The sequence below is a fragment of the Pseudoalteromonas luteoviolacea CPMOR-1 genome, assembly GCF_001625685.1.
Taxonomy (GTDB): domain Bacteria; phylum Pseudomonadota; class Gammaproteobacteria; order Enterobacterales; family Alteromonadaceae; genus Pseudoalteromonas; species Pseudoalteromonas luteoviolacea_K.
In genome coordinates this window covers 1-25,367 of the sequence record NZ_AUYC01000028.1, presented here as the reverse complement: position 1 = coordinate 25,367, position 25,367 = coordinate 1, and the positions used below count along the sequence as shown (strand labels likewise).

19 protein-coding genes are annotated in these 25,367 nt (G+C 44.1%); 10 read left to right on the top strand and 9 right to left on the bottom strand.

The window, feature by feature from the left end; all coding sequences use genetic code 11:
* Positions 1-2: 2 nt before the first annotated feature.
* The 5 genes from N473_RS11245 (at position 3) to add (ending at position 5,913) form a co-directional block, all read left to right on the top strand.
* The gene (locus tag N473_RS11245) at positions 3-848 is read left to right on the top strand and encodes a DUF2914 domain-containing protein (protein WP_063367991.1); all 846 of its coding nucleotides are present in this window, start codon (positions 3-5) and stop codon (positions 846-848) included.
* Positions 849-866: 18 nt separating this feature from the next.
* A complete protein-coding gene (gene hemC / locus N473_RS11240; RefSeq protein ID WP_063367990.1) occupies positions 867-1,805 on the top strand; it encodes a hydroxymethylbilane synthase in 939 nt (312 codons plus the stop codon).
* A 1-nt stretch (position 1,806) separates the two neighbouring features.
* The gene (locus N473_RS11235) at positions 1,807-3,630 is read left to right on the top strand and encodes a uroporphyrinogen-III C-methyltransferase (RefSeq protein WP_063367989.1); all 1,824 of its coding nucleotides are present in this window, start codon (positions 1,807-1,809) and stop codon (positions 3,628-3,630) included.
* Positions 3,627-4,751, top strand: coding sequence for a heme biosynthesis HemY N-terminal domain-containing protein (locus N473_RS11230; protein WP_063367988.1), 1,125 nt, complete (start codon positions 3,627-3,629; stop codon positions 4,749-4,751). The genes N473_RS11235 and N473_RS11230 overlap by 4 nt, the downstream gene beginning before the upstream one ends.
* Before the next feature lie 166 nt (positions 4,752-4,917).
* A complete protein-coding gene (gene add, locus N473_RS11225; RefSeq protein ID WP_063367987.1) occupies positions 4,918-5,913 on the top strand; it encodes an adenosine deaminase in 996 nt (331 codons plus the stop codon).
* 13 nt (positions 5,914-5,926) lie between these two features.
* Here add and N473_RS11220 read toward each other — a convergent pair whose 3' ends face one another.
* The 3 genes from N473_RS11220 to ubiD form a co-directional block, all read right to left on the bottom strand.
* Entirely contained in the window at positions 5,927-6,337 is a 411-nt protein-coding gene (locus N473_RS11220) for a CBS domain-containing protein (protein WP_063367986.1), read from the bottom strand.
* A 129-nt stretch (positions 6,338-6,466) separates the two neighbouring features.
* The gene (gene fre, locus N473_RS11215; protein WP_063367985.1) at positions 6,467-7,180 is read right to left on the bottom strand and encodes an NAD(P)H-flavin reductase; all 714 of its coding nucleotides are present in this window, start codon (positions 7,178-7,180) and stop codon (positions 6,467-6,469) included.
* Between the two features lie 145 nt (positions 7,181-7,325).
* Positions 7,326-8,798, bottom strand: a complete 1,473-nt coding sequence (gene ubiD, locus N473_RS11210; RefSeq protein ID WP_063367984.1) for a 4-hydroxy-3-polyprenylbenzoate decarboxylase — start codon at positions 8,796-8,798, stop codon at positions 7,326-7,328.
* Positions 8,799-9,086: 288 nt separating this feature from the next.
* Here ubiD and N473_RS11205 point away from each other — a divergent pair, with 288 nt between their 5' ends.
* Positions 9,087-11,702, top strand: a complete 2,616-nt coding sequence (locus N473_RS11205) for a GGDEF and EAL domain-containing protein (protein WP_081221127.1) — start codon at positions 9,087-9,089, stop codon at positions 11,700-11,702.
* Here the strand turns inward: N473_RS11205 and N473_RS11200 are convergent.
* Together N473_RS11200 and N473_RS11195 are read right to left on the bottom strand one after the other, a co-directional pair.
* Positions 11,687-12,463 (bottom strand): sel1 repeat family protein, encoded by a 777-nt coding sequence (locus tag N473_RS11200; protein ID WP_063367983.1) that lies wholly within the window; start codon positions 12,461-12,463, stop codon positions 11,687-11,689. The genes N473_RS11205 and N473_RS11200 overlap by 16 nt on opposite strands.
* 78 nt (positions 12,464-12,541) lie before the next feature.
* Complete coding sequence (locus N473_RS11195) at positions 12,542-13,951, bottom strand: M20/M25/M40 family metallo-hydrolase (RefSeq protein ID WP_063367982.1); 1,410 nt, start codon at positions 13,949-13,951, stop codon at positions 12,542-12,544.
* 218 nt (positions 13,952-14,169) lie between these two features.
* Between N473_RS11195 and dbpA the strand changes: the two genes are divergently transcribed.
* A complete protein-coding gene (gene dbpA / locus N473_RS11190) occupies positions 14,170-15,552 on the top strand; it encodes an ATP-dependent RNA helicase DbpA (RefSeq protein ID WP_063367981.1) in 1,383 nt (460 codons plus the stop codon).
* A gap of 15 nt (positions 15,553-15,567) precedes the next feature.
* On the opposite strand, the gene N473_RS11185 is transcribed toward dbpA, so the two are convergent.
* Entirely contained in the window at positions 15,568-16,170 is a 603-nt protein-coding gene (locus tag N473_RS11185) for a DNA-J related domain-containing protein (RefSeq protein ID WP_231099558.1), read from the bottom strand.
* 92 nt (positions 16,171-16,262) lie between these two features.
* Here N473_RS11185 and N473_RS11180 point away from each other — a divergent pair, with 92 nt between their 5' ends.
* Positions 16,263-19,094 carry an ATP-binding protein gene (locus N473_RS11180; RefSeq protein ID WP_196766400.1) on the top strand — a complete coding sequence of 944 codons (2,832 nt, stop codon included), beginning with the start codon at positions 16,263-16,265 and terminating at the stop codon, positions 19,092-19,094.
* On the opposite strand, the gene N473_RS11175 is transcribed toward N473_RS11180, so the two are convergent.
* The 3 genes from N473_RS11175 to trxA form a co-directional block, all read right to left on the bottom strand.
* Entirely contained in the window at positions 19,065-20,339 is a 1,275-nt protein-coding gene (locus tag N473_RS11175; RefSeq protein WP_081221098.1) for a methyl-accepting chemotaxis protein, read from the bottom strand. The genes N473_RS11180 and N473_RS11175 overlap by 30 nt on opposite strands.
* A 131-nt stretch (positions 20,340-20,470) precedes the next feature.
* Positions 20,471-21,730 (bottom strand): transcription termination factor Rho, encoded by a 1,260-nt coding sequence (rho, locus tag N473_RS11170; RefSeq protein WP_023399073.1) that lies wholly within the window; start codon positions 21,728-21,730, stop codon positions 20,471-20,473.
* A 211-nt stretch (positions 21,731-21,941) separates the two neighbouring features.
* The gene (gene trxA / locus N473_RS11165) at positions 21,942-22,268 is read right to left on the bottom strand and encodes a thioredoxin TrxA (protein ID WP_039611268.1); all 327 of its coding nucleotides are present in this window, start codon (positions 22,266-22,268) and stop codon (positions 21,942-21,944) included.
* Between the two features lie 92 nt (positions 22,269-22,360).
* Between trxA and rhlB the strand changes: the two genes are divergently transcribed.
* Together rhlB and gppA are read left to right on the top strand one after the other, a co-directional pair.
* Positions 22,361-23,644 (top strand): ATP-dependent RNA helicase RhlB, encoded by a 1,284-nt coding sequence (rhlB, locus tag N473_RS11160; RefSeq protein WP_063367979.1) that lies wholly within the window; start codon positions 22,361-22,363, stop codon positions 23,642-23,644.
* A 31-nt stretch (positions 23,645-23,675) separates the two neighbouring features.
* Complete coding sequence (gppA, locus tag N473_RS11155; RefSeq protein WP_063367978.1) at positions 23,676-25,178, top strand: guanosine-5'-triphosphate,3'-diphosphate diphosphatase; 1,503 nt, start codon at positions 23,676-23,678, stop codon at positions 25,176-25,178.
* The last annotated feature ends 189 nt before the right edge of the window (positions 25,179-25,367 follow it).

Here is a 25,367-nt window from a genome sequence, read left to right as displayed (position 1 = left end):
ATATGACTCAACGTATAGTGATCAAAACCAAAATGACAGAGGCTAAATCTCAGCCTCGTCGCATTGAAACCGTCGGGTATCAATATCATTGGCGGCGTATTATCAGCGCGGTATGTGTGGCAAGTTTTGGTGTGACTGCGTTGTCATATGGTGTGTTTACGTCTGTTTATGCTGATGAAGCCCAGACACCAATGAATGTGCCGATAAGCACAGTGGCCATGCCATCGTCTGACATGATTGAGTCAGCACCTATGGCAGAGGGGAGTGTGCAGAGCACGCATATCGTGGATTCAGCACCGGCGGCAGATGCGCTGACAGTACAAGCTGAAAAAGTGGTAGAGGTAACACAAGAGACTGTTGGGCTGGAAAAGTCTGCACCTACCGTTGCTCTTGAAGAACAAATACCGACTGAACCGAGAATTACAGCCCCACAAAATGCGCTGCCATCACAAACACAATTTGCCGCTGATGCACAAGTGGCCAGCGTTGCGCTCAATGCCAAGGTAGATACCAGTCATATCAGCCGAGCCGTATTGACCTCAGGCATTGAAAATCGAGAGCCAATTAACGTGCTTAAGCACTTAGTTGAACCCAGCAGATTTCAAGAAAAACTCTATTTCTTTACCGAGATCAAAGGACTTCAAGGCGAAGTGGTGCAACATTTGTGGTTTCATCAAGACCAATTGATGGCAGACATTACTTTGCCAGTCAGCACGCCGAGATACCGCACTTACTCGAGCAAAAATATTATGCCGAGTCAAACCGGAGAATGGCGCGTTGAAGTGATCACCCAGGGTGGACAACTGTTGGCACAAAAATCATTTCGAATTTTAGCGAAGGCTCCCTAGGAGCCGACAAGGCAAAACATGACAGATACAAAAAATACTGTGCGCATTGCGACACGTAAAAGCGCACTGGCACTTTGGCAAGCAGAATACGTTAAAGCGCGACTAGAGCACTTTCATCCTGGACTTGTAGTGGAATTGGTGCCGATGTCGACCAAAGGTGATAAAATTTTGGATACGCCCTTGGCTAAAATTGGTGGTAAAGGCTTGTTTGTAAAAGAACTTGAACAAGCCATGTTAGAAGGCCGCGCAGACATTGCAGTGCACTCAATGAAGGATGTGCCCGTAGATTTTCCAGACGGGTTAGAACTGCACACCATTTGCGAACGTGAAGATCCACGTGACGCGTTTGTTTCAAATCAATATAAGCATATCAGTCAATTACCAGCCGGTGCGGTTGTTGGCACGTCCAGTTTACGTCGCCAATGTCAGATCCGCGAAGCACGCCCTGATCTAGTAATTAGGGATTTACGTGGCAATGTAAACACGCGTTTGGCTAAATTAGACGCGGGTGAATATGATGCAATCATATTGGCTGCTGCGGGCTTGATCCGCTTGGAAATGCCAGAGCGCATTGCAAGCTTTGTCTCAGTCGAAGAGTCATTGCCTGCCAATGGACAAGGTGCGGTTGGCATTGAATGTCGCAGCGATGATACTCGTATTCAAGGGTTGCTAGCGCCTTTGGAGCACGCAGAAACGAGAGCGCGTGTTCTTTCAGAAAGAGCGATGAATCGACGCCTCGAAGGTGGCTGTCAGGTGCCTATCGGCGCGTATGCTGAGCTACAACAAGACCAGTTATACTTGCGCGGCTTAGTGGGCGCTGTGGATGGGAGTCAAATTCTTCGTGCAGAGCTCACCGGTGATATTGCCAATGCTGAAGCACTGGGTATTGAGCTTGCTGAAGCACTTTTAGCGCAAGGTGCGGACAGTATTTTAGCGGAAGTTTATAGAGACGCTTAATGTGAAGTTTGCCATCACTCGGCCGCAAGGAAAGGGAGAGGCGCTTGCCACTGAGTTGGCAAAATCTCACCTATCAGCACTGTGTACACCAGTGCTGAAGCTCTGTTCAGTTCAAGCATCACCTCAACAGTTACTCAGCGCCTGTGACGCTGATATCCTCATTTTTATTTCGCAAGATGCGGTGCTTAATTTTGCGTCGCAAATACAAGCAGATGGCTTGTCATTGCCCTCTACTTGCCAAATATTTGCAGTCGGCACACAAACAGCTGATACGGTGAGTGAGTATTTATCTCGTAGGGCTAAAGTGCCCAAACGGCAAGATTCTGAAGGGCTAATGGCGCTTGCTGAACTTGAAGAGGTACAAGATTTAAGTGTGGTGATCATCAAAGGTCGAGGTGGTCGAACGCACATTGCGAAAACCCTAAAAGCTCGAGGCGCGCGGTTAAGTACCTGTAATGTCTATGAACGAATTGCAGTACAAAGTAGCTCAGATGACTGGTTAGACCTCTGGCGGGCAGCTAAAATTGACGGTATAGTGGTCACCAGTAACGCCGCGGTAGATGCGATTTTCAATACGCAAGAAGCAGCCAATCAAGCTTGGTTGCAAACATGCATGTATGTGGTTGTCAGTGAACGGACAGCGCAACATCTTAAAATACAGTATAAAATAACCGATACACAGATCGTGGTGAGTTCAGGTGCGAGCAATGATGCCTTGGCTCAGACGATAGGTGATTTAATTTCCCAACAGGGCAATGCAATGACGGAAAAACAGCAAGAAACGCCGGCCTCAATCCCAGCGAATGAGCCACAGCAGGTGGAAACCCAGGCGAATAACAAGACGGCTAAATTGAGCAAAACAGCGGTACTTGCTTTACTGATAGCCTTGACGGGAGTGGGCGCTGCTGGAGGGGTCTACGTATATAATCAACAACAAATAATGCAGCAAAGTGGACAGATAGCGCAGTTAAGCGCGCAGAACTCGCAATTACTGTCGCAGTTGCAAACGGCTCAATCGACATTGAACGGCTTACAAAATCAGTGGCAAGCTCAGCAAGAATCGATGACTGCGCAATTGCAACAACAGCAGCAACAAGTGCAACAAACATTACAACAAACCCTGTCACAAGCACGTCAGCAGGTCGGTGGTGCGGTAAGCTCTGAATTGCGTGCATTGGCCCGCTATGCTGAGTTTAAAGCGGCCAGTGAGCGAGATTATTTAGGCGCTGTGATGGTATTGAAACGCTTGGATGGTGCGCTCTCAGAAGAGTCCGCAACAGATACTTTAAAGCTTGCCATTAACCAAGACATTGCGATGCTTCGCGCCTTGCCAAAACCCAGCACGGAAGCGGTGTATATGGAACTGGCGGGCTTAATTTCTCAGGTGGATAAATTACCACTTAAAACCATTGATAAACCCAAAGAGCGCGCAGTTGACAGTGCCGAACTCAGCCGTGATATCAGTGACTGGCAAGCTAACATTATTCGTAGTTGGCAAAAAATAAAGGCGGACTTTTTAACCATCCGTCAGCATGATAGGCCTGTGATAGATCCTCTGTTAGATGCACAAGAGCAACAATTGATCCGAGCCCAGCTACGCAGTTATTTACAGCAAGCACAAACCGCATTTTTAGACCAGCAAGCGAGTATTTTTGACCAAGCTTTATCGGGCGCGATAGCGACTTTGAAGCGCTATTATCGAACAAATGAGTCAGCGAGCAATATGGTGTTGGAGCAATTACAGGTGTTGCAACGAACAGAACACCCAATGGCTCAATCTCCTCAGTTAGCTACGCCTACAGCACTGAAGGAGTGGTTACAATGATACGCTGGTTATTGGTGGCCATACTGTTTTTCATTGTGATGGCTGGTGCACATATGTTGATCGATGAAAAGGGCTATGTCTTAGTATCAGCTGGTGTGTATACCATAGAGAGTACATTGGTTTCATTAATATTTATGCTGTGTTTGGCTATTGCTATTGGCGCGATTATCTTAAAAATAGGTAAAGCTATATGGCGTGTGGTTGCTGGCGTTTCTCAGCGCCGCAGCAAAAAGCGCATTGCGCGTCAGGAAGCGGCGCTAGAGCAGAGCATGTGGGCGCTGATCAATGGCCAAGAAGACAGCTTGGGTTACGCCCTGCAAAAAGCCGAGTTTCCTGATAAATGGCGTGATATGCAGTGTGCAATCCAAGCGAAAGCGGCACTGTATGCCGGTAAAAAAGTGGTGGCCAGAGAGTATTTGCAGCAACTGAGTGAACCAGCGCAAAGCAAGGTTAGCCAACTATGGCTGGCAGCAGAGCAAGAGGGACAAGCGCTGGAGAGTTTGGCACCCCAAGCACAGATGAAAAAAGCCACCCCGACGCAATTGCATGCGTATGTGAGCGCGCTGCTGCAAGCGAAAGATTGGGATACCTTACAGTCGACAATTATGCAGCGTCATAAGCAGCTACACTGGAGTGAATCGCAGTGGGATAGTTTCTTTACTGATTATTTTTCTGCCATTGCGCAGCATACAGATAAAGATCTTCAAGCATTGCAGGGGGCATTACCGCGTGGGCTTAGGGCAATGAGTTATCCTGCATTTATGGCTGTGTGTGTACGAACAGGCCAACTAGCACCAGTGCGTAAAGAGTTGATAAAGCTTTTGAAAAAAGACCAAATTAGTGAGCTTGCTGAGATTCTACAGCACCTAGATGGTGCGGATATCGAATTGCGCAAACTGGTACAAAGCAAATTGAAAAAACAACCTGAGCAACCTGGTTTGTTATTTTGTTTGGCGTGTTTGGCTAACGGTGAGGGAGATCATAACCTTGCTGCAAAAATTTTTGATACGTTATCGAGTGAACCGTGGCAAGCGTTATGGCAGTATCAAGCACAGAGGGCATTTGCCAAAACAGGGCAGTATGAAAAGGCCTATTTACTGTTGAGCGACCAGCATAACTAATGAGAAGCCAGCTATCATGCTGGCTTTTTTGTATCTCAACATTTATCTGTACGTAGACAATTAATTGTAAGAGGTCTGTTTAGTTTGTTTTTGCGGATAATTGTCCTTGTATCTAAACTTAAGATGCGTATGATCTGAAAAATTTTATCTGCAAACCGAGTGCCTTATGATCAATACCAAACTACCTTTACTTGATTTACACCGCCACTTAGACGGTAATGTGCGTGCTGAAACAATTTTAGACCTCGGTCAAAAGTTTAACATGCCGCTGCCAGCACAGGATGTTGAAGGCCTTAGGCCGCATGTGCAAGTACTCGATAACGCGCCAAACTTGATGGCATTTTTAGCCAAATTAGATTGGGGTGTGAAAGTACTGGGTGATTATGACGCATGTCGTCGTATTGCAGTTGAAAACGTCGAAGATGCTATTGCGCAAAATATGGATTACACAGAATTGCGTTTTAGCCCATATTACATGGCAAAAACACATAATTTGCATCCACAAGGTGTGGTAGAAGCCGTGGTGGATGGCATTCAATCAGCCAGTGCTGATTGCGATATCAAAGTGAATTTAATCGGTATTATGTCACGCACGTTTGGTGTCGAAAAATGCCAGTACGAGCTTGATGCACTGTTGGCATTTAAAAATGATTTAGTTGCAATTGATTTGGCGGGTGACGAAATGGGTTTCCCTGGCGAGCTATTCATTGATCATTTTAAGCAAGTTCGTGATGCCTACCTTGGAGCGACCATTCATGCGGGTGAAGCGGAAGGGGCAAGTAGTATTTGGCAGGCCATTCAAGAGCTCGGTGCAACACGTATCGGTCACGGCGTAAAGGCCATTGAAGACCCTAAGCTGATGGACTATTTACGTGATAATCGCATCGGTATTGAATCTTGCTTGACCAGTAACCTACAAACCAGCACAGTTGCAAGCATTGAAACACACCCACTCAAGCAGTTTTTAGATCATGGTATTTTGGCGACCATTAATACCGATGACCCGGCTGTGCAAGGGGTGGAGCTTGATAATGAGTTTGAAAAAGCGGCGCCATTAGCTGGTCTGAGCGCGTCAGACATCATTAAAGCGCAACACAATGCCATTGAAATCGCATTTTTGAGTGATGCGGACAAGCAAGCGCTTTTGAACAAATACGCCTAATTCATTAAGCTGCTCAGTGCGCTGAGCAGCTTAAATAATTATCTTTTAATGCTGCGATGACCTGACTACGTGTCACAATAGCAATCACTTTTTCATCTTCCAGTACTGGGTATATCTTGGGTTTGTTTTGCTGCATTTGAGTGGCCAAATCCACCACCGTGGTTGCCTTGGTGACTGACAGTGTCTCTGTACTCATTAATTCTGCAACTTGATTGCTCCCATCACAAAAATAACTACTTTGAAGAAGCGGGGCAAGCAACTGCTGCTCAGAGATAAAGCCGACGAGACGGCCTGCACTGTCTTGCACTGGGGCACCAAATAAACCAAATTGCTGTAATTGCGTAATCGCATCAGTAATGTCAGTGTCGGGTGTGATTTTTGGAAATTGCACCGACATGATGTCTGAAATAAATTGTTTTGCCATGATAGCTCTCCTGTTGACTGATAGAGCTAGTATGGGCGATGGATAATCATTTTTAAAATTGATTATTTATATTGTATCGATAGGTTTTATAGATTAAATGCGCGGTTTGGTCACCGCGCATAGGATGCATTATTTGATAAATGCAAAGGCATCCGCGAACATAAAGTCACGTTGTGCACCGTGATTGATAAAGTCATCACGTACAATACCAATCATGTCAAAGCGTCCTGCCATATAAACACTGTAAGGCTCTAACGATACGATGTCTTTCATCACGGCTTGGTGTACATAGCCAGTATGACCTGTCCAAGTGTCAGATGCATTTTCGACAACAGGAATGAATTGGAAGTTCGCTTTGCTGTTAGCCCAGGCTTCCATTTCAGCTTTCGCATAGAGTGCAGATTCTTCTTTCACACCCCAGTAGAATAAAACCGGTTGGTCGTAGTCAATTTCAGCTAGGTAATCGGCCATTGACTTAACGTACGAAAAGCCAGTTCCGCCTGCTAGCAATACTAAAGGTCTTGATTGTTCAGGGCGAACTTGTGAGATACCCAATCCCACTTCAAGATCAACTTCAACATTATTGCTGTGCGCTTCTCTCAAATGATCAAGCGCCTGCATTGCATAAGAGTCAGCACCAGATGCACCGATATGCAGCTCAAGTTCTTGTTTTCTTGAAGGGCTGCTGGCAATAGAGAAAGCACGTTTATCTTTCTCGCCAAGTACGAGTTGTAAATAGTGACCCGCAGAAAATTCTGCATCATGTTGTGGCTTTAGTAGCACTTTATGAACAAATTCAGTGAGAGGAGAAATGGCCTCTACACGCGCTTTTAGTATTTGCATTTCAAACCTTAATAATTAAGCACCTTGGCGAAAGTATGCGCACTGTAACATATTTGGTTGTCGATTTGATATATCGTCCACCGTGATTGTTTACCCAACTTGTAAACATATGCAGGTAATCAGTGCGCATCGTATGACACCGTGATTACTTCTTCATGATCCCCAAGCTATCCCAGATCTCATCGACTTTACGTTTGACTTCATCATCCATGACGATAGGCACACCCCATTCACGGTCGGTTTCACCCGGCCATTTATTGGTTGCGTCCATCCCCATTTTTGACCCGAGTCCAGATACCGGTGACGCAAAGTCTAAGTAATCGATAGGGGTACTCTCGATCATGGTCGTGTCTCTGGCTGGATCCATACGTGTGGTAATCGCCCAGATAACATCATTCCAATCGCGCGCGTTGACATCATCATCACAGACAATGACAAACTTTGTGTACATAAATTGACGTAAGAAAGACCAGACACCCATCATCACGCGCTTAGCATGACCTGGATATTGCTTTTTCATTGTCACCACGGCCATGCGATATGAACAGCCTTCTGGTGGCAAATAGAAGTCGACAATTTCAGGGAATTGCTTTTGCAAAATGGGTACAAACACTTCGTTTAGTGCCACACCTAAAATAGCTGGTTCATCAGGTGGACGGCCTGTGTAAGTGCTGTGATAAATCGGGTTTTCACGATGCGTGATATGCGTAACAGTCATCACGGGGAAGTCATCGACTTCGTTGTAATAACCGGTGTGATCACCATATGGGCCTTCAGGTGCGGTTTCACCTTGCTCAATGTAACCTTCTAATACGATTTCCGCACTGGCTGGAACTTGTAAATCATTAGAGATAGATTTCACGACCTCGGTTTTGCTGCCTCGCAGTAAGCCCGCAAATGCGTACTCGCTGAGCGTATCCGGCACTGGTGTCACAGCTCCTAATATTGTGGCAGGATCTGCACCGAGCGCGACCGACACTGGGTAAGGCTCACCAGGATGCTCTTTGCACCACTCCTGGTAGTCTAAAGCACCACCGCGATGGGATAACCAACGCATGATGATCTTGTTTTTACCCAGTAATTGCTGGCGATAAATACCTAAGTTTTGGCGCTTTTTGTGTGGTCCTTTGGTGACCGTTAAGCCCCATGTAATAAGGGGGGCTGCGTCGCCAGGCCAACAATGTTGGATTGGTAATTTAGTGAGATCGACTTGATCGCCCGACAACACAACTTGTTGGCATGGTGCTTTTCTCACTTCTTTCGCAGGCATGTTAAGCACTTGCTTAAAAACAGGGATCTGGCCAATGGCTTCTTTGATGCCTTTAGGTGGCTCAGGCTCTTTTAAAAATGCCAGTAATTTGCCAACTTCACGCAATTCGTTGACATCCGTTTGTCCCATCCCCATAGCAACGCGCTTTGGCGTGCCGAACAGATTCGCTAACACAGGGATATCAAACCCTTCGGGGTTTTCAAATAAAATAGCGGGCCCGCCAGCTCGCAATGTACGGTCGGCGATTTCGGTCATCTCTAGTTTTGTCGAAATGGGTTGGCTGACGCGCACGAGTTCACCTTGCTTTTCAAGCAACTCGATAAACTCTCTTAAGTCTTTATATTTCATTTTTGCCTTTTACGCAGTGAGTACGCTTATTGGTAAGTGGAGTATATCAATTCCCTACAACACAGCACATAGTCAAACAGTTCAACAGCCATTATTGAGACATGTCATAATGTAACTATGCGCATACGTTTACGATGCGAAGAGAATGGTTAAATTGGGTACGAATTAAGTAAGTATTTGGTTTAACACTGATCATATTTTTGTCTATGTTCTGCACTCTTAGGTTTCATTGCCCTAGTCTATAGGCTATATTCTGTCAGAGTCGACGGAGTATTGGGTGGAGGCGGCTTGAAGACAATAACAAAAATAGCGCAGCGTTTACTCTTTGCGTGTATTGGGCTGCATGCCACACAATCTCTCGCACAAACATTGCCAACAGAAGTGTTTGATAATCATAGTGCAGTCATGCTGTTAATTGAGCCTGACAGCGGAAAAATCGTGCGGGCTAATCAAGCGGCGGCTGATTTTTATGGTTATAACAAAGCGCAGCTCGAAGCCTTATATATCCAAGAAATTAATCAGTTTTCACCTCAGCAAGTGGAAAAAGAGCGGCTCTCTGCGCTCAATGAAGGACGAAATTATTTTATCTTTCAACATCGTTTAGCGAGCGGTGAAAATCGAACCGTGTCTGTGTATTCCTCTCCCTTTATGGCTAGCAATGGTGAGGCCCTGTTGTTCTCAGTGATACAAGATATCAGTGCAAGACGCCAGCTAGAGCATGCACTGTGGCACTATCAAAGTAATCTTGAGCAGCAAGTCGCTCAGCAAACACGGGAAATTAAGCACGGCAGTACAGTGCAAGTCTTTTTACTCAGCAGTGTCATTGGCATTTTTGTCGGTACGACCGTGATATTAGGCTGGGGGTTTCTCCGATTACGAAAAACCAAAAAGCGCTCTGAATTTCATCGTGCCAGACTCAATGCCATTTTTGACGCCATTGGTGACTATCTTATTTTTACTGATGTAAATGATAAGGTGCTGTCTGCCAATCGTGCGGCATATCAAGACTTAGGTGAGCTGGATAACAAACCGATAGGGGATGTGTTATCTAAGTGTGTGTGCCTTGAGCAGCTCCAGTATGAGCCCAAAGAATGTCAGATCACGACCAATTTTGGCACATTGGATGTAGAGATAAGCAAAACAGATGTGTTGGATCATAACGGGGGGCTGTATGGGCATATCTTCTTGCTCCAGAATATCACCCAACGCTTGGCGGATGAGAAAGAACAGCGTTTAGCCAGCACCGTCTTCTCAACGACGAGTGAAGGGGTACTGGTTTCTGACAAAGATAATTGTATCCAGATGGTCAATCGTGCCTTCACCGATATTACCGGATTCAGCGGGCCTGAAGTAATGGGGAAAACACCGGCAATTTTTAATTCCGGGCGTCATGACACTGCTTACTTTACCCAGTTATATGATGCGTTGAGTACGCGAGGTCACTGGGAAGGAGAAATTTGGAATAAACGCAAAAATGGAGAAGTGTACCCTAGTTGGTTGCAAGTCTCTGCGGTATTTGACCAGCATGGTGACATAGACATGTATGTTGCTTTGTTTAATGACATCACATCACGCAAGCGCAATGAGCAATTGATGTGGCAGCAGGCGAATTTTGATAATTTGACTGATCTTGCCAACCGCCATCACTACCATGCCAAGTTTGATATTGCACTGGCACAAGCGCAACGTAAAAAATCACGAGTGGCTGTGTGTTTCATTGATCTTGATCGATTTAAAGCAGTAAATGACACGCTAGGCCATCATATTGGCGATTTACTGTTGATAGAGGCGGCAAACCGGATCCGAGAGTGTACACGAAATTCAGACACTGTAGCACGCTTGGGTGGCGATGAGTTTGCCTTGTTATTGCCAGATATGGATCTGATCAGTGATATGGAAAAGTTAGCTGAAAAGATACTGACTGCATTAAGTGCGCCGTTTCATCTCGAAGGCCATGAGGCATATGTCTCAGGCAGCATGGGGATCACCTTTTACCCTGATGATGGTGAGGATCGCAAAGTATTATTGCGTAACGCAGATAGTGCGATGTATAAAGCAAAAGAAAGCGGCCGTAATTGCTATCAGTTTTTTACCACCGCAATGCACGAACACGCCAAAGCGCGCAGTCAGCTTGAAGGGGCTCTGCACCGTGCATTGGCGAATCAAGAGTTGCGTGTGGTCTATCAGCCTATTGTGGGTGAGCAAAAGCTGGGATGTGAGGCGTTATTGCGCTGGCATAATGACACATTGGGCGAGGTATCTCCCGTTGATTTTATCCCCATCAGTGAAGAGTTGGGACTGATTATTTCAATGGGCGAGTGGGTGCTATATCAGGCATGTGCACAAGCGCGGGCTTGGTTGACGAAGACCCAACGGCCTTTCTTTGTCTCGGTCAATGTGTCTAGTATACAATTTAAGCGTCAAAATGTGGTTGCTTTGGTGGCAAAAGTACTTAAGGACACCGGGTTACCAGCGGAGTGCTTGACGCTTGAGATCACCGAAACTGTATTAGCTGACAATTCAGACGATATCGAAAGACAACTAGAGCAACTGCGAGCGATGGGTGTTGGGTTGGCAATAGATGACTTTGGAACGGGGTATTCATCACTGGGTTATTTGAAACGCTTTCCGCTTTCTAAACTTAAGATTGACCGTGCGTTTATCAAAGATTTACCCGATGATGAAGAAGATAAAACGCTGATTAGCGCGATTATTTCGATGGCCAGCAAGCTGAAGCTGACAGTCATAGCTGAAGGGGTAGAAACCGAGGCGCAATTAAGTTTGTTGCAAGAGCTTGGCTGTGACTTTACCCAAGGGTATTTGCATGCCAAGCCCTGCAGTGCCGATGAATTTGAAGTATTTTTAAGACAGTATTACGATGCATCTACTCATTCGCAGATTTGATGCATCATACACAGTGACGCAAGCGCTTCTTTGGCTTTGACGTTACCTTGTTCATGAGCGGTTTTGAGCAATTCAAAACCGCGTTGTAAATCTTGCTCTCCACCTTCTGCTGCGATCAGCATGGTCGCTAAGTTATACATACCCCATTGGTCTTTATTCTTTGTCGCGATCTCAAACTCAGCCCTTGCCGCGACTAAATCACCTCGTTGATAAAAGCCAATACCTTGGCTATTGGCTGCAGAGAATACCGCGCGTTGATGTTTAGGAAAGTGCGGCAGTGCGCGCTGTTTGACAATGCCGCCCATGACATAAATGTCATTTGGACGATAGGCTGCGTAGATTGCGCCACTTTGGTAATAGGGCATGACTTGTGTTCTAGGGATATGCCAAGGCTCTGCCTGAAAGTAATCATCGACCATTAAGTTATCAAGCTGAATAGCGCGTTTTGCATCACGCTTTCGTGAGTAAGTATAACGGCCCTGCTTGAGGGTTAACTGGGTATCATTGACCGCAATGACTTGAGCGATACGAAATTGTGGCTGATAGACTCTGTCCGTTTGCATCCTGCCAATATCAACCATGATCACATCATCCACTTTAGGAGCATCTAACCAAGCATGCTGCATTTGTTGAGTGCGTTGATGTTGCACAATCCAATGGGCACAAACACCAATGAGGATAAACGCGATCACAATGGCTTTATAGCGACTCAGTAATTCCGAAATGATGTCATGAGAACGAAAAATTGCGTTTTTGATCATCGCCAGCTCCGTGGTTGATTATGATTATTGTATTACCAAGACAAAGATAGCATGCCTTTGTCTTGGCACAAAGTGGGTTTATTTCCCTGCCATTTTGGTTTCTGCATTGGCTGCCATCAAAGCAAAAACGGCATAAGCGGCAGTGTTTTGCTTCAACTTATCTGGGTCTACTTTATCCAGAGTATCATCGGCAGTGTGGTGATAGTCGAAGTAATCAGTACCAACTTGATGCAGATCGAAAATCGGTGCAGAGGTGGTTTGTTTGAGTGGAATAAGGTCAGGTCCACCTCGGGCTGCATTTTTACGAATATATTTTACCCCAAGCGGTTCTAATTGCTCTGCGATGGCTCTGACGACTGGGAGCGACGCGGCATTCACGTTTGACTCAAATGCATACACGATATCAGCGCCAAAATCAGACTCTGCGGCTGCAACAATATTATCGAGTTGTTTTTCATAGTGTTTGAAATAGGCCTTAGCACCCCACAAACCAAGCTCTTCTGCAGCAAATAACACAACGCGGATACTGCGCTCTGGGCGGGTGTGGTCGGCGATATGTTTAGCCGCAGCCATGGTTAATGCCACCCCTGCACCATCATCGAGTGCGCCAGTCCCTAAATCCCATGAGTCTAGGTGGCTGCCCAGTAAGACATATTGCTGTGGGTATTTAGAACCGGTAATTTCACCGATGACGTTGTAGCTGGTACCTTCACCAAGATCTTCAGTTTGAATATTCAACTCAACTTTGACTGGCTTTCCAAGCGCGATCAGGCGCGCTAGTTGGTCCGCATCAGGGTTTGCAACAGCGGTTGCTGGGATTTTTGTTACCCCTTTGGTGTAGTGGCTGCCACCAGTGTGCGCAAATCGGTGATGACTGGTACTGACCGATCGCATCATGTAGGCGATAGCGCCTTTTTTAGCGGCTTCAACGGCACCTTTGTTACGAGCTTTAACAGCAGGCCCATAGCCATTACCGTCGATATCACGATTCATACGATAGTTCACAAAAGCTATTTTGCCTTGCAAACTGTTAGCAGGTGCTGCAATTAATTCATCGAAAGTTTCAAACAAGACGACTTCACCAGACAGGCCTGTTTCAGGTGTACTGATACTGTTACCAAGCGCAGTTAAATGGAGTGGTTGCTTACTTGGCGTTAGAATAAAAGCGGATTCGTGGTAGCGACGCCACTCTGGAAATTTGGAAGGTTCCAACCATACTTTATCAAAACCAAGTTTTTGAAACTTCTGCTTAGCCCATGCAACGGCCATTTTATCATTTTCAGTACCCGGTAAGCGTGGGCCTACCTCGGTTGTAAGGGACTCAACCAGCTGCCAGCTGAGGTCGCTTTGTCGAGCGTGTTCGCGCACTTTTTCAACCATCTCCAACTCTGCTTTTGTAAACTCTTGGGCATAAGCGATATGGCTGGTACAGAGTGCGACAAGCGGCAGTATGCTGGATTTAATCAGCGTACGAAATGCATGTTTCATGAATAATCCTTGATAGATAAATAGAGTTTTATTTTGACATCGAAACTATTTAATTTAAACGTTAATAAGATGAATGACATGAATGTACACTGTAGGATTATTGTTGTCTTGTGTGGGATGGTAGTGTGTATTGTGCTTTGAATGCCAGAATACAGTTATATACTAAGAGTCGAGGTTTTTGGTAAAATTGACTTAATTTGATTTGTTAGGACATCCATGTGAATTTGCTATTTTCTCAACTTCCCCTGCGCCAAGAGTTGTTTACTTCTTTGTCAAACGCCGGCTTTAATAAAATGACGCCGATTCAGTCGCAGGCGATACCTGAGCTATTAAATGGCAAGGATGTTGTCGCACAAGCTAAAACTGGCTCTGGTAAGACGCTGGCTTTTAGTCTAGGGGTGTTGCAGCAATTGGACCCACATGCACAGCAAATTCAGGGGCTAATTCTGACTCCAACTCGCGAGTTAGCATCGCAAGTGGCGGATGAAGTCAGGAAACTGGCAAAGTCATTGGCGAATATTAAAGTACTAACGATTTGTGGCGGAGAGCCGATTGGTCCACAGATCAGCTCATTAGAACATGGTGCACATATTGTGGTGGGTACTCCTGGTCGTGTTGAAGAGCATCTGTTTAAAGGGACCTTAGATTTAACCGGTGTTAGTCACTTTGTTTTGGATGAGGCCGATCAAATGTTAGAAATGGGATTCATCGATGCCATTGAGAACATTGCCGTCTATTTATCGCCTACTCGTCAAACAATGATGTTTAGCGCGACATACCCAAAAGACATAGACAAGCTCGCAAAGCAGTTTATGCAATCGCCAGTTGTCGTGAAAGGCGAAACTGAAGCGCTTAACAAGCAGATCAAACAACAGTTTTATCATCTGAAAAATAATAAGCTGCGGTTTAATACTTTAAAACTATTGTTATTACAGCATAAACCGCAAAGTTGCATCGTATTTTGCAATACCAAAGTTGAGACCAAAAAGTTGTATAGTGAATTACAACAAACGGGTTTACAAGTCGTGGTATTGCACGGTGATTTGGCGCAAATTGAACGTCAGCGCATGTTACTCCGCTTTGCCAATAAAAGTGCCTCTATTCTTGTTGCCACAGATGTGGCGGCCAGAGGGCTCGACATTGATGATATCGATATGGTTGTCAATTATCATATGGCACTTGAACCACAAACTCATGTGCACCGTGTAGGTCGTACAGGCAGAGGGGGCAAAAAAGGCTTTGCGTGTTCTTTGTATGGAGAAAATGAAACATTCAAAGTTAAACAGCTCAGCGAGTTGTATGAAAGAGAGTTTAATCCTTCTCCCACGCCACCTTTGAGTTTGTTGGATAAGCCAATATATAAGCCGAGCATGGTCACCGTGGTTCTTGATGTTGGTAAAAAGCAAAAAGTCAGGGCAGGAGACATCGTCGGTTGCTTGACTGGTGAAAATGGTATCAGTGCAGCACAAATTGGCAATATTACGGTACAAGATAACCAGGCCTATGTGGCGGTATATCGAGATGCGGTTAAACCTGCAATTCGTAAGTTACAGGCGGATAAAATAAAAGGTAAGCGCATCAAAGCAAAGCGACTAGTTTAGTTATTTAAGAGCAGCTTATAGTGTGCTTTTGAGCTGCTCATATTCTTGCTTTATTTGTTTAAAGGTGGCTGCATCACCGCCTTTATCAGGGTGATTTTCGATGGCTAGCTGACGCCATCGTTTTTGCAGTTCAGTCGCAGAATACTGTGTTGGCAGCTGCCATTTTTTTTGTAACTGTTCGCGCGTTTCAGAACTGAGACTTGGGGTGGTGAGAATGTATTTTTGCCAAAAGCTCGTCAGCAATGCTTCGATCTCCTCTTCACTCGTTTCATAATTGCTCCAATCTAAATAATAATGTCTAAGAGCTGCTGAGCTTTCAACTTGAGGTGCGTTTGAGTTGGGTGTATCCACTTCGGCTTGATGAAGGTAGATATCCATATTTGATATGTGCAAGTGATGGCCATATTCATGTAGTTCATTTTGTAATTGATATAGCGCATTCATGATTAAAAAGTTTTTCTTAAACAATTCTTTGTGTGGATCAGAGTCTAAGTTAGGGAGCGCCTTATGCGAGGTGATCTGAGCTGCTAATTCATGAACTTTGTAGTGTGTTCCAGTGGAGAGAATTTCAAAAATAACATCAAGTAATGGGTTGGTCATTGTTCGGTCTGTAAACATAGTGTATCTTCATTGCATAGGATATTGTTGATTAAATATTACGCTATTGCAAATTGGGATTAGCACGGATGGCAGTTATAAAGACATGCTGTATGTTGATAGTAGCATTAGGATTCAGTTTTCACACCATGGCAACTGAGCCGCTTAGTGAGGTTCAGTCGTTACAACAGCAAATCGAAAATATTACGCAACTAGATGATTGGCAAGAAAAGAAAATGGCGACTGAGCAATTGCTTAATCACCCTATGTTATTGTCAAAACAGCGTATTACATTACTTCAAAATATGGGGAGTGCCGCCTTTTCTTCTGGCCAAATTTCGGATGGTATAGGTTATTTTAAAGAATTGGAACTGTCAGTGGATGGTGATCTTGACCCTGAACTCTTATATCAAGCAATGAAAATGCAAGGCATTGGCTGGTACCACTCTGGTGGGTTTTCAGCGGCGGTCACTGAATATGAACGAGCATTGGTGCTGGCACGATTGCATTTACCTGCCATTGAACTTGGCCATATTCTTAATAACCTTGGACTAGCGCGTTTACAAATGCATGATTTAATCGGTGCCTTGTCATCGTTTACTGAGGCATATTCGCTATATCAAACCCATGGTAACGATCAAGATGAAGCTGACATCATTCTCAATATTGCAGGTGTTTATATTCGCTTGTTGCGATACGAAAAAGCTGAAGAGTTGTCTCTTAAAGCCATAAAATTATTCAATGTGCTCTCTGATAGCTATGGTCTTGCGTTAGCTCAGGCTAATCTGGGTGTGATGTATACCCAAACTGGGCGGTATGAGGAAGCACGTACTTTTTTGCAAAAAGCCGTAGATTATTATGAAGCGACCAATGATATTAAACACCTTTCTTATGAGTATGCAAACTTAGCAAGAGTAAGCGTGGTTTTAGGTGAGGTCGAACGGGCTGAAGTGGAAGTAAACTTCGCGATATATTACGCCGAAAAATCAGGCAACTTGGCGAATATGGCTGAAGCACTTCATGTACAAGCACAAGTAGATTTAATCAAAGGTCAGATTGCAGCTGCAATGGATGCTGCTCAGCGAAGTATGGAAATAAGTCGCGATTTAGGTAGCTCTTTGCGAGAAAAAGAGTCCATGTTACTTTTTGCGCTGACAAAAGCGGCACAAGGTGAAACAGCCAATGCTCTGTCCATTATCGTGGAGTATAACAAAGCGCGGACACAGCTACTAAATCAGGCGTTATTCTCAGAAGCTGAAAAATATCAAAAGCAATTTGAAGAGAGCGAGCTTAGCCAAGAGTTGGCAAAATTAAAACAAGCCCAGCAGCTTCAAGAGCTCAAGAATAAACAACAGCAGCAGTTGATTTGGATGAGCGTGCTTGTGGTTGGGTTTGCACTGTTAGCATCCATTGCTTGGTATCGAAGAAGCCTTGAACACAAGGCCAAACTGGATTTGCGTCATGAGGTTGCATTGCGCACGGCGGAATTGCAAAAGACTGCAGATCAACTGCGCAGTGCAAATCAAATAAAAAGCCAGTTCTTAGCAAATATCAGTCATGAGATTAGGACACCACTGACCGCAATTCTTGGGTACAGTGAAAATATGTTGCGTGAAAATCAGCACAACCTTGAGTTGAAAGAGCCGCTGGAAGTGCTGCTTAGGCAAGGTGTGCATTTAAAAGAATTGATTAGTGATGTACTAGATCTGAGTAAGATAGAAGCTGAGCAACTTGAGTTAGAAATGACCGAGTTTAATGTAGAGGCACTACTCACCGACATTACGGATATGTTTCACCATCCCTGCATTGAAAAATCACTCGAGTTAATCGTTGATCATCACCTGGAGACACCCTATTGGGTGTGTCTAGATTATGTACGGGTCAAACAAGTGCTTATTAATTTGCTAAGTAACGCCATAAAATTCACCCATAAAGGACATGTCGAGCTGATAGCAGAACCTTCAGAAGGGGGGATCAGGTTTACAGTAACGGATACAGGGATAGGGATGTCGGGTGAGCAATTGGATAAAATTTTTGATTACTTTCAGCAGGGAGATAACAGTATCTCTCGCCGTTTTGGCGGATCTGGATTGGGTCTAAGCTTATCTCAGCAGTTAGCCAACATGATGGGGGGGACCATTCGAGCGATGAGTGAGCTGCATGTAGGCAGTCGGTTTTCGTTTTGGCTTCCTTGCAAACGTTTAAATGCTCCACATTGTGGGAATACGGCACAACAATCTCAGTTAAGGCCAGCGGCAATGTTTAGTGGTGAAGTATTGGTCGCGGAAGACCATGATGATAATCGCGTGCTATTTGAGCGGATTTTGCATCAACTTGGTGTGAAAGTTGAGTCGGCAGCGGATGGTCGACAGGCTGTGGAAAAGTGTTTAAGTAGCTTTCCTGATTTAGTACTGATGGATATACAAATGCCAGAAATGGATGGGGTGGAGGCACTTAAACTACTTCGCCAGGCAGGATATGAGGGACCTGTTTATGCACTTACTGCGAATGTGATGGAACATGAAATAAGTTATTACCTTAAAAATGGCTTTAGTGGACACTTAAGCAAACCGATTGAGCATAACAAGTTAGTGACCGTGTTGCACAAAGAATTACAAGAGAATGAACAGCAAAACAATCATACCGAAATGTGCATAGATATGAGTGACTTGAAACAGAGCTTTGCATCAACTTTAGAGCAAGAGCGATATAAGTTAATTGATCTCTGGCAAGACTCTGATCATGATGGGTTACAATATCATTGTCATAAAATCGCTGGTGCGGCGGCTGTGTTTGGTTTTACTGCCATTGCTGACATTGCGAAACAATTTGAGCAAGCCCTTAAAGAGCAAAAGCAGGCACAATATCAGGATTTGTTTTTGATCTTGTGTGATGAACTGAAGGTGCAAGCCTATTCAGAACAATTCGATGTCACAGGAGTCTGAGTCATCAGGTTGTGCTTTGGTTTGGCTTGTAATGGGGGCCGCTGCGGGGGTAGAGCGGCTTTTATCAACCCGAGGGTCTAAATTGGGGTCAGGTGTTTCAGTTTTGAAAATACTGAGCTTTTCATGAATGCTGGAGGATAAGTTTAATAAATCAGCACTTGAAACGGCTTGGATTTTTGAGCTTGATAATGCATCAGAGTTGAGCTCTACCATAGATTCGATACTTGATTGCGCTTCGTCTGATACCAGCTTTTGTTGGGACACTTGAGCGTGAATACTGTGCGACATTGCATTGATATCCAACATGGCATGCTCAATTTGGTCAACTTCTTTAGTAGACTCTTCCGACAGTTGCACTGTTTTATCCGTCTCTTCTAGTGCGAGCAACATTAACGAATGTGCACTGTCAGTGCCCGCCTGTATTTTACTTACCATGGAACGGACTTCTTGCGTTGATTGACTGGTACGCGCGGCTAGATTACGAACTTCGTCTGCAACGACAGCAAACCCTCGGCCTTGTTCACCGGCACGAGCGGCTTCAATTGCAGCGTTTAACGCAAGTAAATTGGTTTGCTCAGCAATTGAGTTGATCACATCGATAACGGCACTAATGGCATCACTGTCCGTTTTTAATGTCTCAATTTGTTCGCTAGTTTGGCGAATATGGCTGGCAAGACTCAGCAAGCTTTGTTGGCTGTTGTCAGTGTCTATTCGCGTTTTCTTGACAGCCTCAGTGGCACTTTCGACTGAGTTATATATTTTTTCTAGGTTTTCATCAAGCTCTCGAGAAACCACCAACATGCGATTAATTGATTCTGCGAGATCTTCGCCATGAGCATGCTGTATGGTGGCTTTTTGTGTCATTGATGCATACGTATCCCTGAGGTCATCTGCCATCGGTGCGAGTCGTGCTGAGCAGGTATACACTTCACAGATAAGATGTTCAATTGTCGCTAAGCCTGCATTAAGTGCTAAACAAGCTGGCGGGATGTGTTTATTTTGGTCGTCAAATCGATACGTTAGATCTATATGCGTTTCAGCCAATAAGGCATTCACTAAGTTATCGAGGTAACCGCCTTTATCATGATACTTTGAAATGGTGTAATAAATCATCGTTGCACTGATGACCATGAGAGCACAGAGAAGAAGTGTTGCGGTTAAAGTGAAATCAAAGTAGGCGGCGCAAGCTACCGTAATGACAATATTGGCGCACGTGGTACTAACAACACCGACGTTTAAACGCATATACTTGATACTCCTTTCTATGGGTTTAAAAACTAGACTTTTTCCAATTAGATTAATAGGTATAGTCTAGTTCAAAAAGAAATCCAAGCTGGTGTTAGACGAAAAAAAACCTGCCGGAGCAGGTTTCTTCACTATTTTCGCTTCATGGAGTCAAAGAACTCATCATTCGTTTTACTCATCGACAGTTTGTCGATAAGGAATTCCATGGCGTCTATTTCACTCATTTCATGTACGATCTTGCGTAAGATCCACATTTTTTGTAACTCATCAGGCTTCGTTAATAACTCTTCGCGACGGGTACCTGAACGGTTAAAATCAATCGCTGGGAATACACGCTTTTCAGCAATCTTACGATTTAGGTGTAATTCCATGTTACCAGTACCTTTAAACTCTTCGTAGATAACTTCATCCATCTTAGAGCCGGTATCAATCAGTGCCGTTGCGATAATGGTTAAGCTGCCGCCTTCTTCAACGTTACGCGCAGCACCAAAGAAGCGCTTTGGCTTATGTAGTGCGTTTGCATCAACACCACCCGTTAAGACTTTACCTGATGAAGGAATAACGGTGTTATATGCACGTGCTAAACGAGTGATAGAGTCAAGCAAGATAACAACGTCTTTTTTGTGTTCTACAAGGCGTTTTGCTTTTTCAATAACCATTTCTGCAACTTGTACGTGACGGCTCGCTGGTTCATCAAAGGTAGAAGCGACAACTTCCCCTTGTACCAAACGCTGCATTTCTGTCACTTCTTCCGGACGCTCATCGATAAGCAGTACCATCAAGGTTGCATCAGGGTTGTTGTAAGAGATAGATTGCGCAATGTTTTGTAGTAACATTGTTTTACCAGCTTTTGGTGGCGCTACGATAAGTGCACGTTGACCTTTACCAATCGGTGAGGCAAGGTCTAATACACGCGCTGTAATATCTTCAGTACTACCATTACCACGCTGCATAACTAGACGCTCATTTGCATGAATCGGCGTCAAGTTTTCGAATAAGATCTTTGTTCTAGAGTTTTCTGGCTTATCAAAGTTAACTTCGTTCACTTTTAAAAGTGCGAAGTAACGCTCGCCGTCTTTAGGTGGACGGATCAGACCGCTAATTGAATCACCAGTACGCAAACTGAAGCGTCTGATTTGACTCGGCGATACATAGATGTCATCTGGTCCTGCTAAATATGAAGCTTCGGAAGAGCGTAAAAAGCCAAAGCCGTCTTGGAGAATTTCTAAAACACCGCCGCCGTAAATGTTTTCGCCGCTTTTAGCATGCGCTTTCAAAATAGCAAAAATAATATCTTGTTTTCTTAGACGGGCTACGTTTTCGAGTCCCATTGACTCGGCAAGTTTTACAAGCTCATTTATTGACTTGTCTTTAAGTTCGCGTAAATGCATATTGGTGGGTTCTTTAATTAACTTTGTCTTCTCGTCGCACGAGGGATTGAGTTGATATTTGATAAAAGGTTAGTGGCTCTATAAGTTAGCAGCTAGCTAGCGAGTCGTCCAGTCTTTATACAAAAAATAAATCCATTAATCTAATAAATGGTCGCTAGTTAGTGAGCAAAAAAGCCCAAACATATCGTATTTGGGCTTTTTCGTAGAAGTATTAAACGTTGTCGTTTAAGAACTCAACAAGTTGAGTCTTCGACAATGCACCTACTTTAGTCGCAGCAACAGCCCCATCTTTGAAAAGAAGTAAAGTAGGGATACCACGAATGCCGAACTTACCAGGTGTACCTGAGTTTTGGTCAATGTTTAGTTTACCAATGCTCACTTTACCTGCAAACTCTTCTGCAACTTCATCAAGGATTGGCGCGATCATTTTACAAGGACCACACCACTCAGCCCAAAAGTCCACAAGAACAGGGCCGCTTGCATTTAGTACGTCAGCTTCAAAGCTATCGTCAGTTAATTGAATTATTTTGTCGCTCATTACGTTCTCCGATAGAAATTTGGCGAATTATTTAGTGCGTATTTAAACACTCTTGTTTCTTATTGCAAGTTTAAACGTTATGCTTTATTGCTATGACTAAGACACATTTGACCAACACGAAATTTTCAGACTTTGCTTTAGCACCGGAAGTGGTCGCCGGTTTAACAGCGAATGGCTTCGAACATTGTACGCCAATTCAAGCAAAGTGTATGCCTTACGTATGTGAAGGCAGGGACATTGCGGGTCAAGCGCAAACAGGAACGGGTAAAACATTGGCGTTCCTAACCGCGACTTGTCATCGTTTAATGCAAACGCAACCAGAGCAGCAAGCATCAGGACAGCCGCGAGCTATTATCATGGCACCGACACGAGAGCTTGCAATTCAAATTCACAAAGATGCTCAAATTATCGCACCGCACTGTAAATTAAATCTAGGATTAGTATATGGTGGCGAAGAATATGAAAAACAACGGGCGCAGTTAGAAAAAGGTGTTGATATTTTAATTGGCACAACTGGAAGGCTGATTGATTTTTATAAACAAGGTGCATTCAACTTAAATAGTATTGAAGTCGTTGTATTGGATGAAGCTGATAGAATGTTCGATTTGGGCTTCATTAAAGACATTAGGTATTTGTTTAACCGCATGCCAGGTACGCAAGAGCGCATGAACTTATTGTTCTCAGCGACTTTATCTTATCGCGTACAAGAGCTCGCTTTTGAGCATATGCACAACCCTATCCATGTTCAAATTGAGCCAGATGTTAAAACTGGCAAGCGCATTCAAGAAGAGCTGTTCCAACCTTCACAAGAGGACAAATTGCCTTTACTTCTGACTCTAATTGAGGAAGATTGGCCTGAGAAGGCAATTGTGTTTGCGAATACTAAACATAGCTGTGAAAACGTTTATGAATGGTTAAAAGCAGATGGCCATCGTGTCGGCTTATTGACAGGCGATGTGAATCAGAAAAAGCGTTTATCAATTCTGACAAGGTTTACAAAGGGGGAATTGGACTTATTGGTAGCGACCGATGTTGCTGCGCGAGGACTGCATATTCCTGAAGTGAGCCATGTGTTTAATTTTGATCTGCCAGATGACAGAGAAGATTACGTGCACAGAATTGGACGTACTGGTCGAGCTGGTGCATCGGGTCATGCGATTAGTTTTGCGTGTGAACAATATGCTTACAACCTACATGAGATTGAGGAATACATCGAGCATGCTATCCCAATTTCTCAGTATGATAAATCAGCATTGTTAGATGACTTAAAAGCGCCTGTAAAGCAACATCGTAGAAATTACCAATCAGGCCCTAGAAAGCGTGGAAATACACGACGCCAAGGTAATTTTCAAAAAGCATCGCCTAAGCACAGTTAAAAAGTAGTAAAGGTAAGTAGAGGTCACAAGCGTGGGATACAACTCACCACTGAATAATGTATATGCCGTCATAGATTTGGGCTCTAACAGTTTTCATATGTTGATTGCAAAGCATATGGCTGGAGGGGTCCATACGATTGGCAGAGTAAAACGCAAAGTGAGATTAGCCGCAGGGCTAAATGAACAATATGTTTTATCACAAGAGGCGATGGAGCGCGGGTGGGAATGTCTCTCCTTATTTGCAGAGCGATTGCAGGATATTCCAGCGCAAAATATCAAAATTGTTGCCACAGCTACATTACGTTTGGCGACGAATGCGCAAGAATTTAAACAGCGAGCTGAAAGTATACTGAACCATAAAATCGAAATTATTAGTGGTGAATTAGAAGCTTGCACTATTTACAAGGGCGTTGCGCATACATCTGCATGTCATGGCAAGCAACTGGTTGTGGATATTGGTGGTGCCAGTACCGAAGTTGTCATTGGTAGAGGTTTTGATGCCGAGATTTATCACAGCCTAAATATGGGGTGTGTGACTTATCTTGAAAAGTTTTTTAAAGACGATCGCTTAAGCGAAGAGAACTTTGCGCATGCTATTGCAGAGGCCAAAAGCACGGTAGGTCCCCATGTTCCTGCCTTTCAGCAAGTCGGGTGGGAGTTAGCCATAGGTGCATCTGGCACGGTTCAGGCAATACAGGAAATCTTTTCTGCATTAGGTTTGGATGAATACCTGTCATTGGATAAGCTTTATCACATCAAATCACTCGCTATTCAATGCAAGACAATTCCACAGCTTGACCTACCGGGGTTAAGTGAAGAGAGAAGATTGGTATTTGTTTCAGGCTTAGCAATTTTGATTGCGTTGTTTGAATCATTAGACATTGAATACATGGGATTGGCTGGCGGGGCACTGCGTGAAGGTGTCTTATATAGCATGATCGATGACCTGAGTGTGGCGGATATTAGAAAGCGTACTCTGAACTGCTTTATTTCACGCTATCATGTGGACAATCTGCAAGCTCAGCGTGTCTTTGAAATTAGCAATGGTTTTTTAAATCAACTAGAGGGTTATTGGTCTGTTGATATGCGTTTCGGAAGTGATGCGCTTAAAGCCGCATCTGTTATGCATGAAATTGGCCTTTTGATTGATTTTAAAGAGTATCATCTCCATAGCGCATATATTTTAGATAATAGTGTGATGCCAGGTTACACGCGCGCTCAAAAACAGCTTATAGCAGCATTGGTAAGTTGCCATCGTCTAGATATCGATACTGATGCATTTTCGCAATTAGGTGTTCATCAACATTTGGCTGAAGTATTAATTCGTCTATTACGTATTGGGGTAATACTATCGATGCGTCGTCAGGATGATGTGCTACCCGAATTGTTTCTGACGGCATCTGAGCCAGAAACGTTAACACTTACTATGCCTAAAAGTTGGCTTGATGCTCACCCACTGATGCGTACTGAGTTAGAACAAGAAGCACGTTATCAAGAAAAATGTGGTTGGCTTTTGAAAGTAGAAAGTGAATAGTCACTTTTGACTGAAAACCAAACAAAAAAAGGTGGTTTTGTTTGGTTTTTATTCGGTTGAATGGTTTTTTGTTTTTATCTATAAAAAACGCTTGATCAATAATTTTAACGCCCTATAATGCGCACCCACTGACACGGAGCAACACGCTGAAAAGCAAGAAGCAAAGTGAAGGTGAAAGCCAAACTGAAA

What these genes read in the sequence shown, in the direction of transcription:
- N473_RS11195 (WP_063367982.1), bottom strand. Translation starts at nt 13,951, where the DNA reads ATGAAACATGCATTTCGTACGCTGATTAAATCCAGCATACTGCCGCTT.
- N473_RS11230 (WP_063367988.1), top strand. Translation starts at nt 3,627, where the DNA reads ATGATACGCTGGTTATTGGTGGCCATACTGTTTTTCATTGTGATGGCT.
- N473_RS11245 (WP_063367991.1), top strand. Translation starts at nt 3, where the DNA reads ATGACTCAACGTATAGTGATCAAAACCAAAATGACAGAGGCTAAATCT.
- add (WP_063367987.1), top strand. Translation starts at nt 4,918, where the DNA reads ATGATCAATACCAAACTACCTTTACTTGATTTACACCGCCACTTAGAC.
- hemC (WP_063367990.1), top strand. Translation starts at nt 867, where the DNA reads ATGACAGATACAAAAAATACTGTGCGCATTGCGACACGTAAAAGCGCA.
- fre (WP_063367985.1), bottom strand. Translation starts at nt 7,180, where the DNA reads ATGCAAATACTAAAAGCGCGTGTAGAGGCCATTTCTCCTCTCACTGAA.
- trxA (WP_039611268.1), bottom strand. Translation starts at nt 22,268, where the DNA reads ATGAGCGACAAAATAATTCAATTAACTGACGATAGCTTTGAAGCTGAC.
- N473_RS11175 (WP_081221098.1), bottom strand. Translation starts at nt 20,339, where the DNA reads ATGCGTTTAAACGTCGGTGTTGTTAGTACCACGTGCGCCAATATTGTC.
- rhlB (WP_063367979.1), top strand. Translation starts at nt 22,361, where the DNA reads ATGACTAAGACACATTTGACCAACACGAAATTTTCAGACTTTGCTTTA.
- N473_RS11180 (WP_196766400.1), top strand. Translation starts at nt 16,263, where the DNA reads ATGTTGATAGTAGCATTAGGATTCAGTTTTCACACCATGGCAACTGAG.
- N473_RS11185 (WP_231099558.1), bottom strand. Translation starts at nt 16,170, where the DNA reads ATGTTTACAGACCGAACAATGACCAACCCATTACTTGATGTTATTTTT.
- N473_RS11200 (WP_063367983.1), bottom strand. Translation starts at nt 12,463, where the DNA reads ATGATCAAAAACGCAATTTTTCGTTCTCATGACATCATTTCGGAATTA.
- rho (WP_023399073.1), bottom strand. Translation starts at nt 21,730, where the DNA reads ATGCATTTACGCGAACTTAAAGACAAGTCAATAAATGAGCTTGTAAAA.
- N473_RS11220 (WP_063367986.1), bottom strand. Translation starts at nt 6,337, where the DNA reads ATGGCAAAACAATTTATTTCAGACATCATGTCGGTGCAATTTCCAAAA.
- ubiD (WP_063367984.1), bottom strand. Translation starts at nt 8,798, where the DNA reads ATGAAATATAAAGACTTAAGAGAGTTTATCGAGTTGCTTGAAAAGCAA.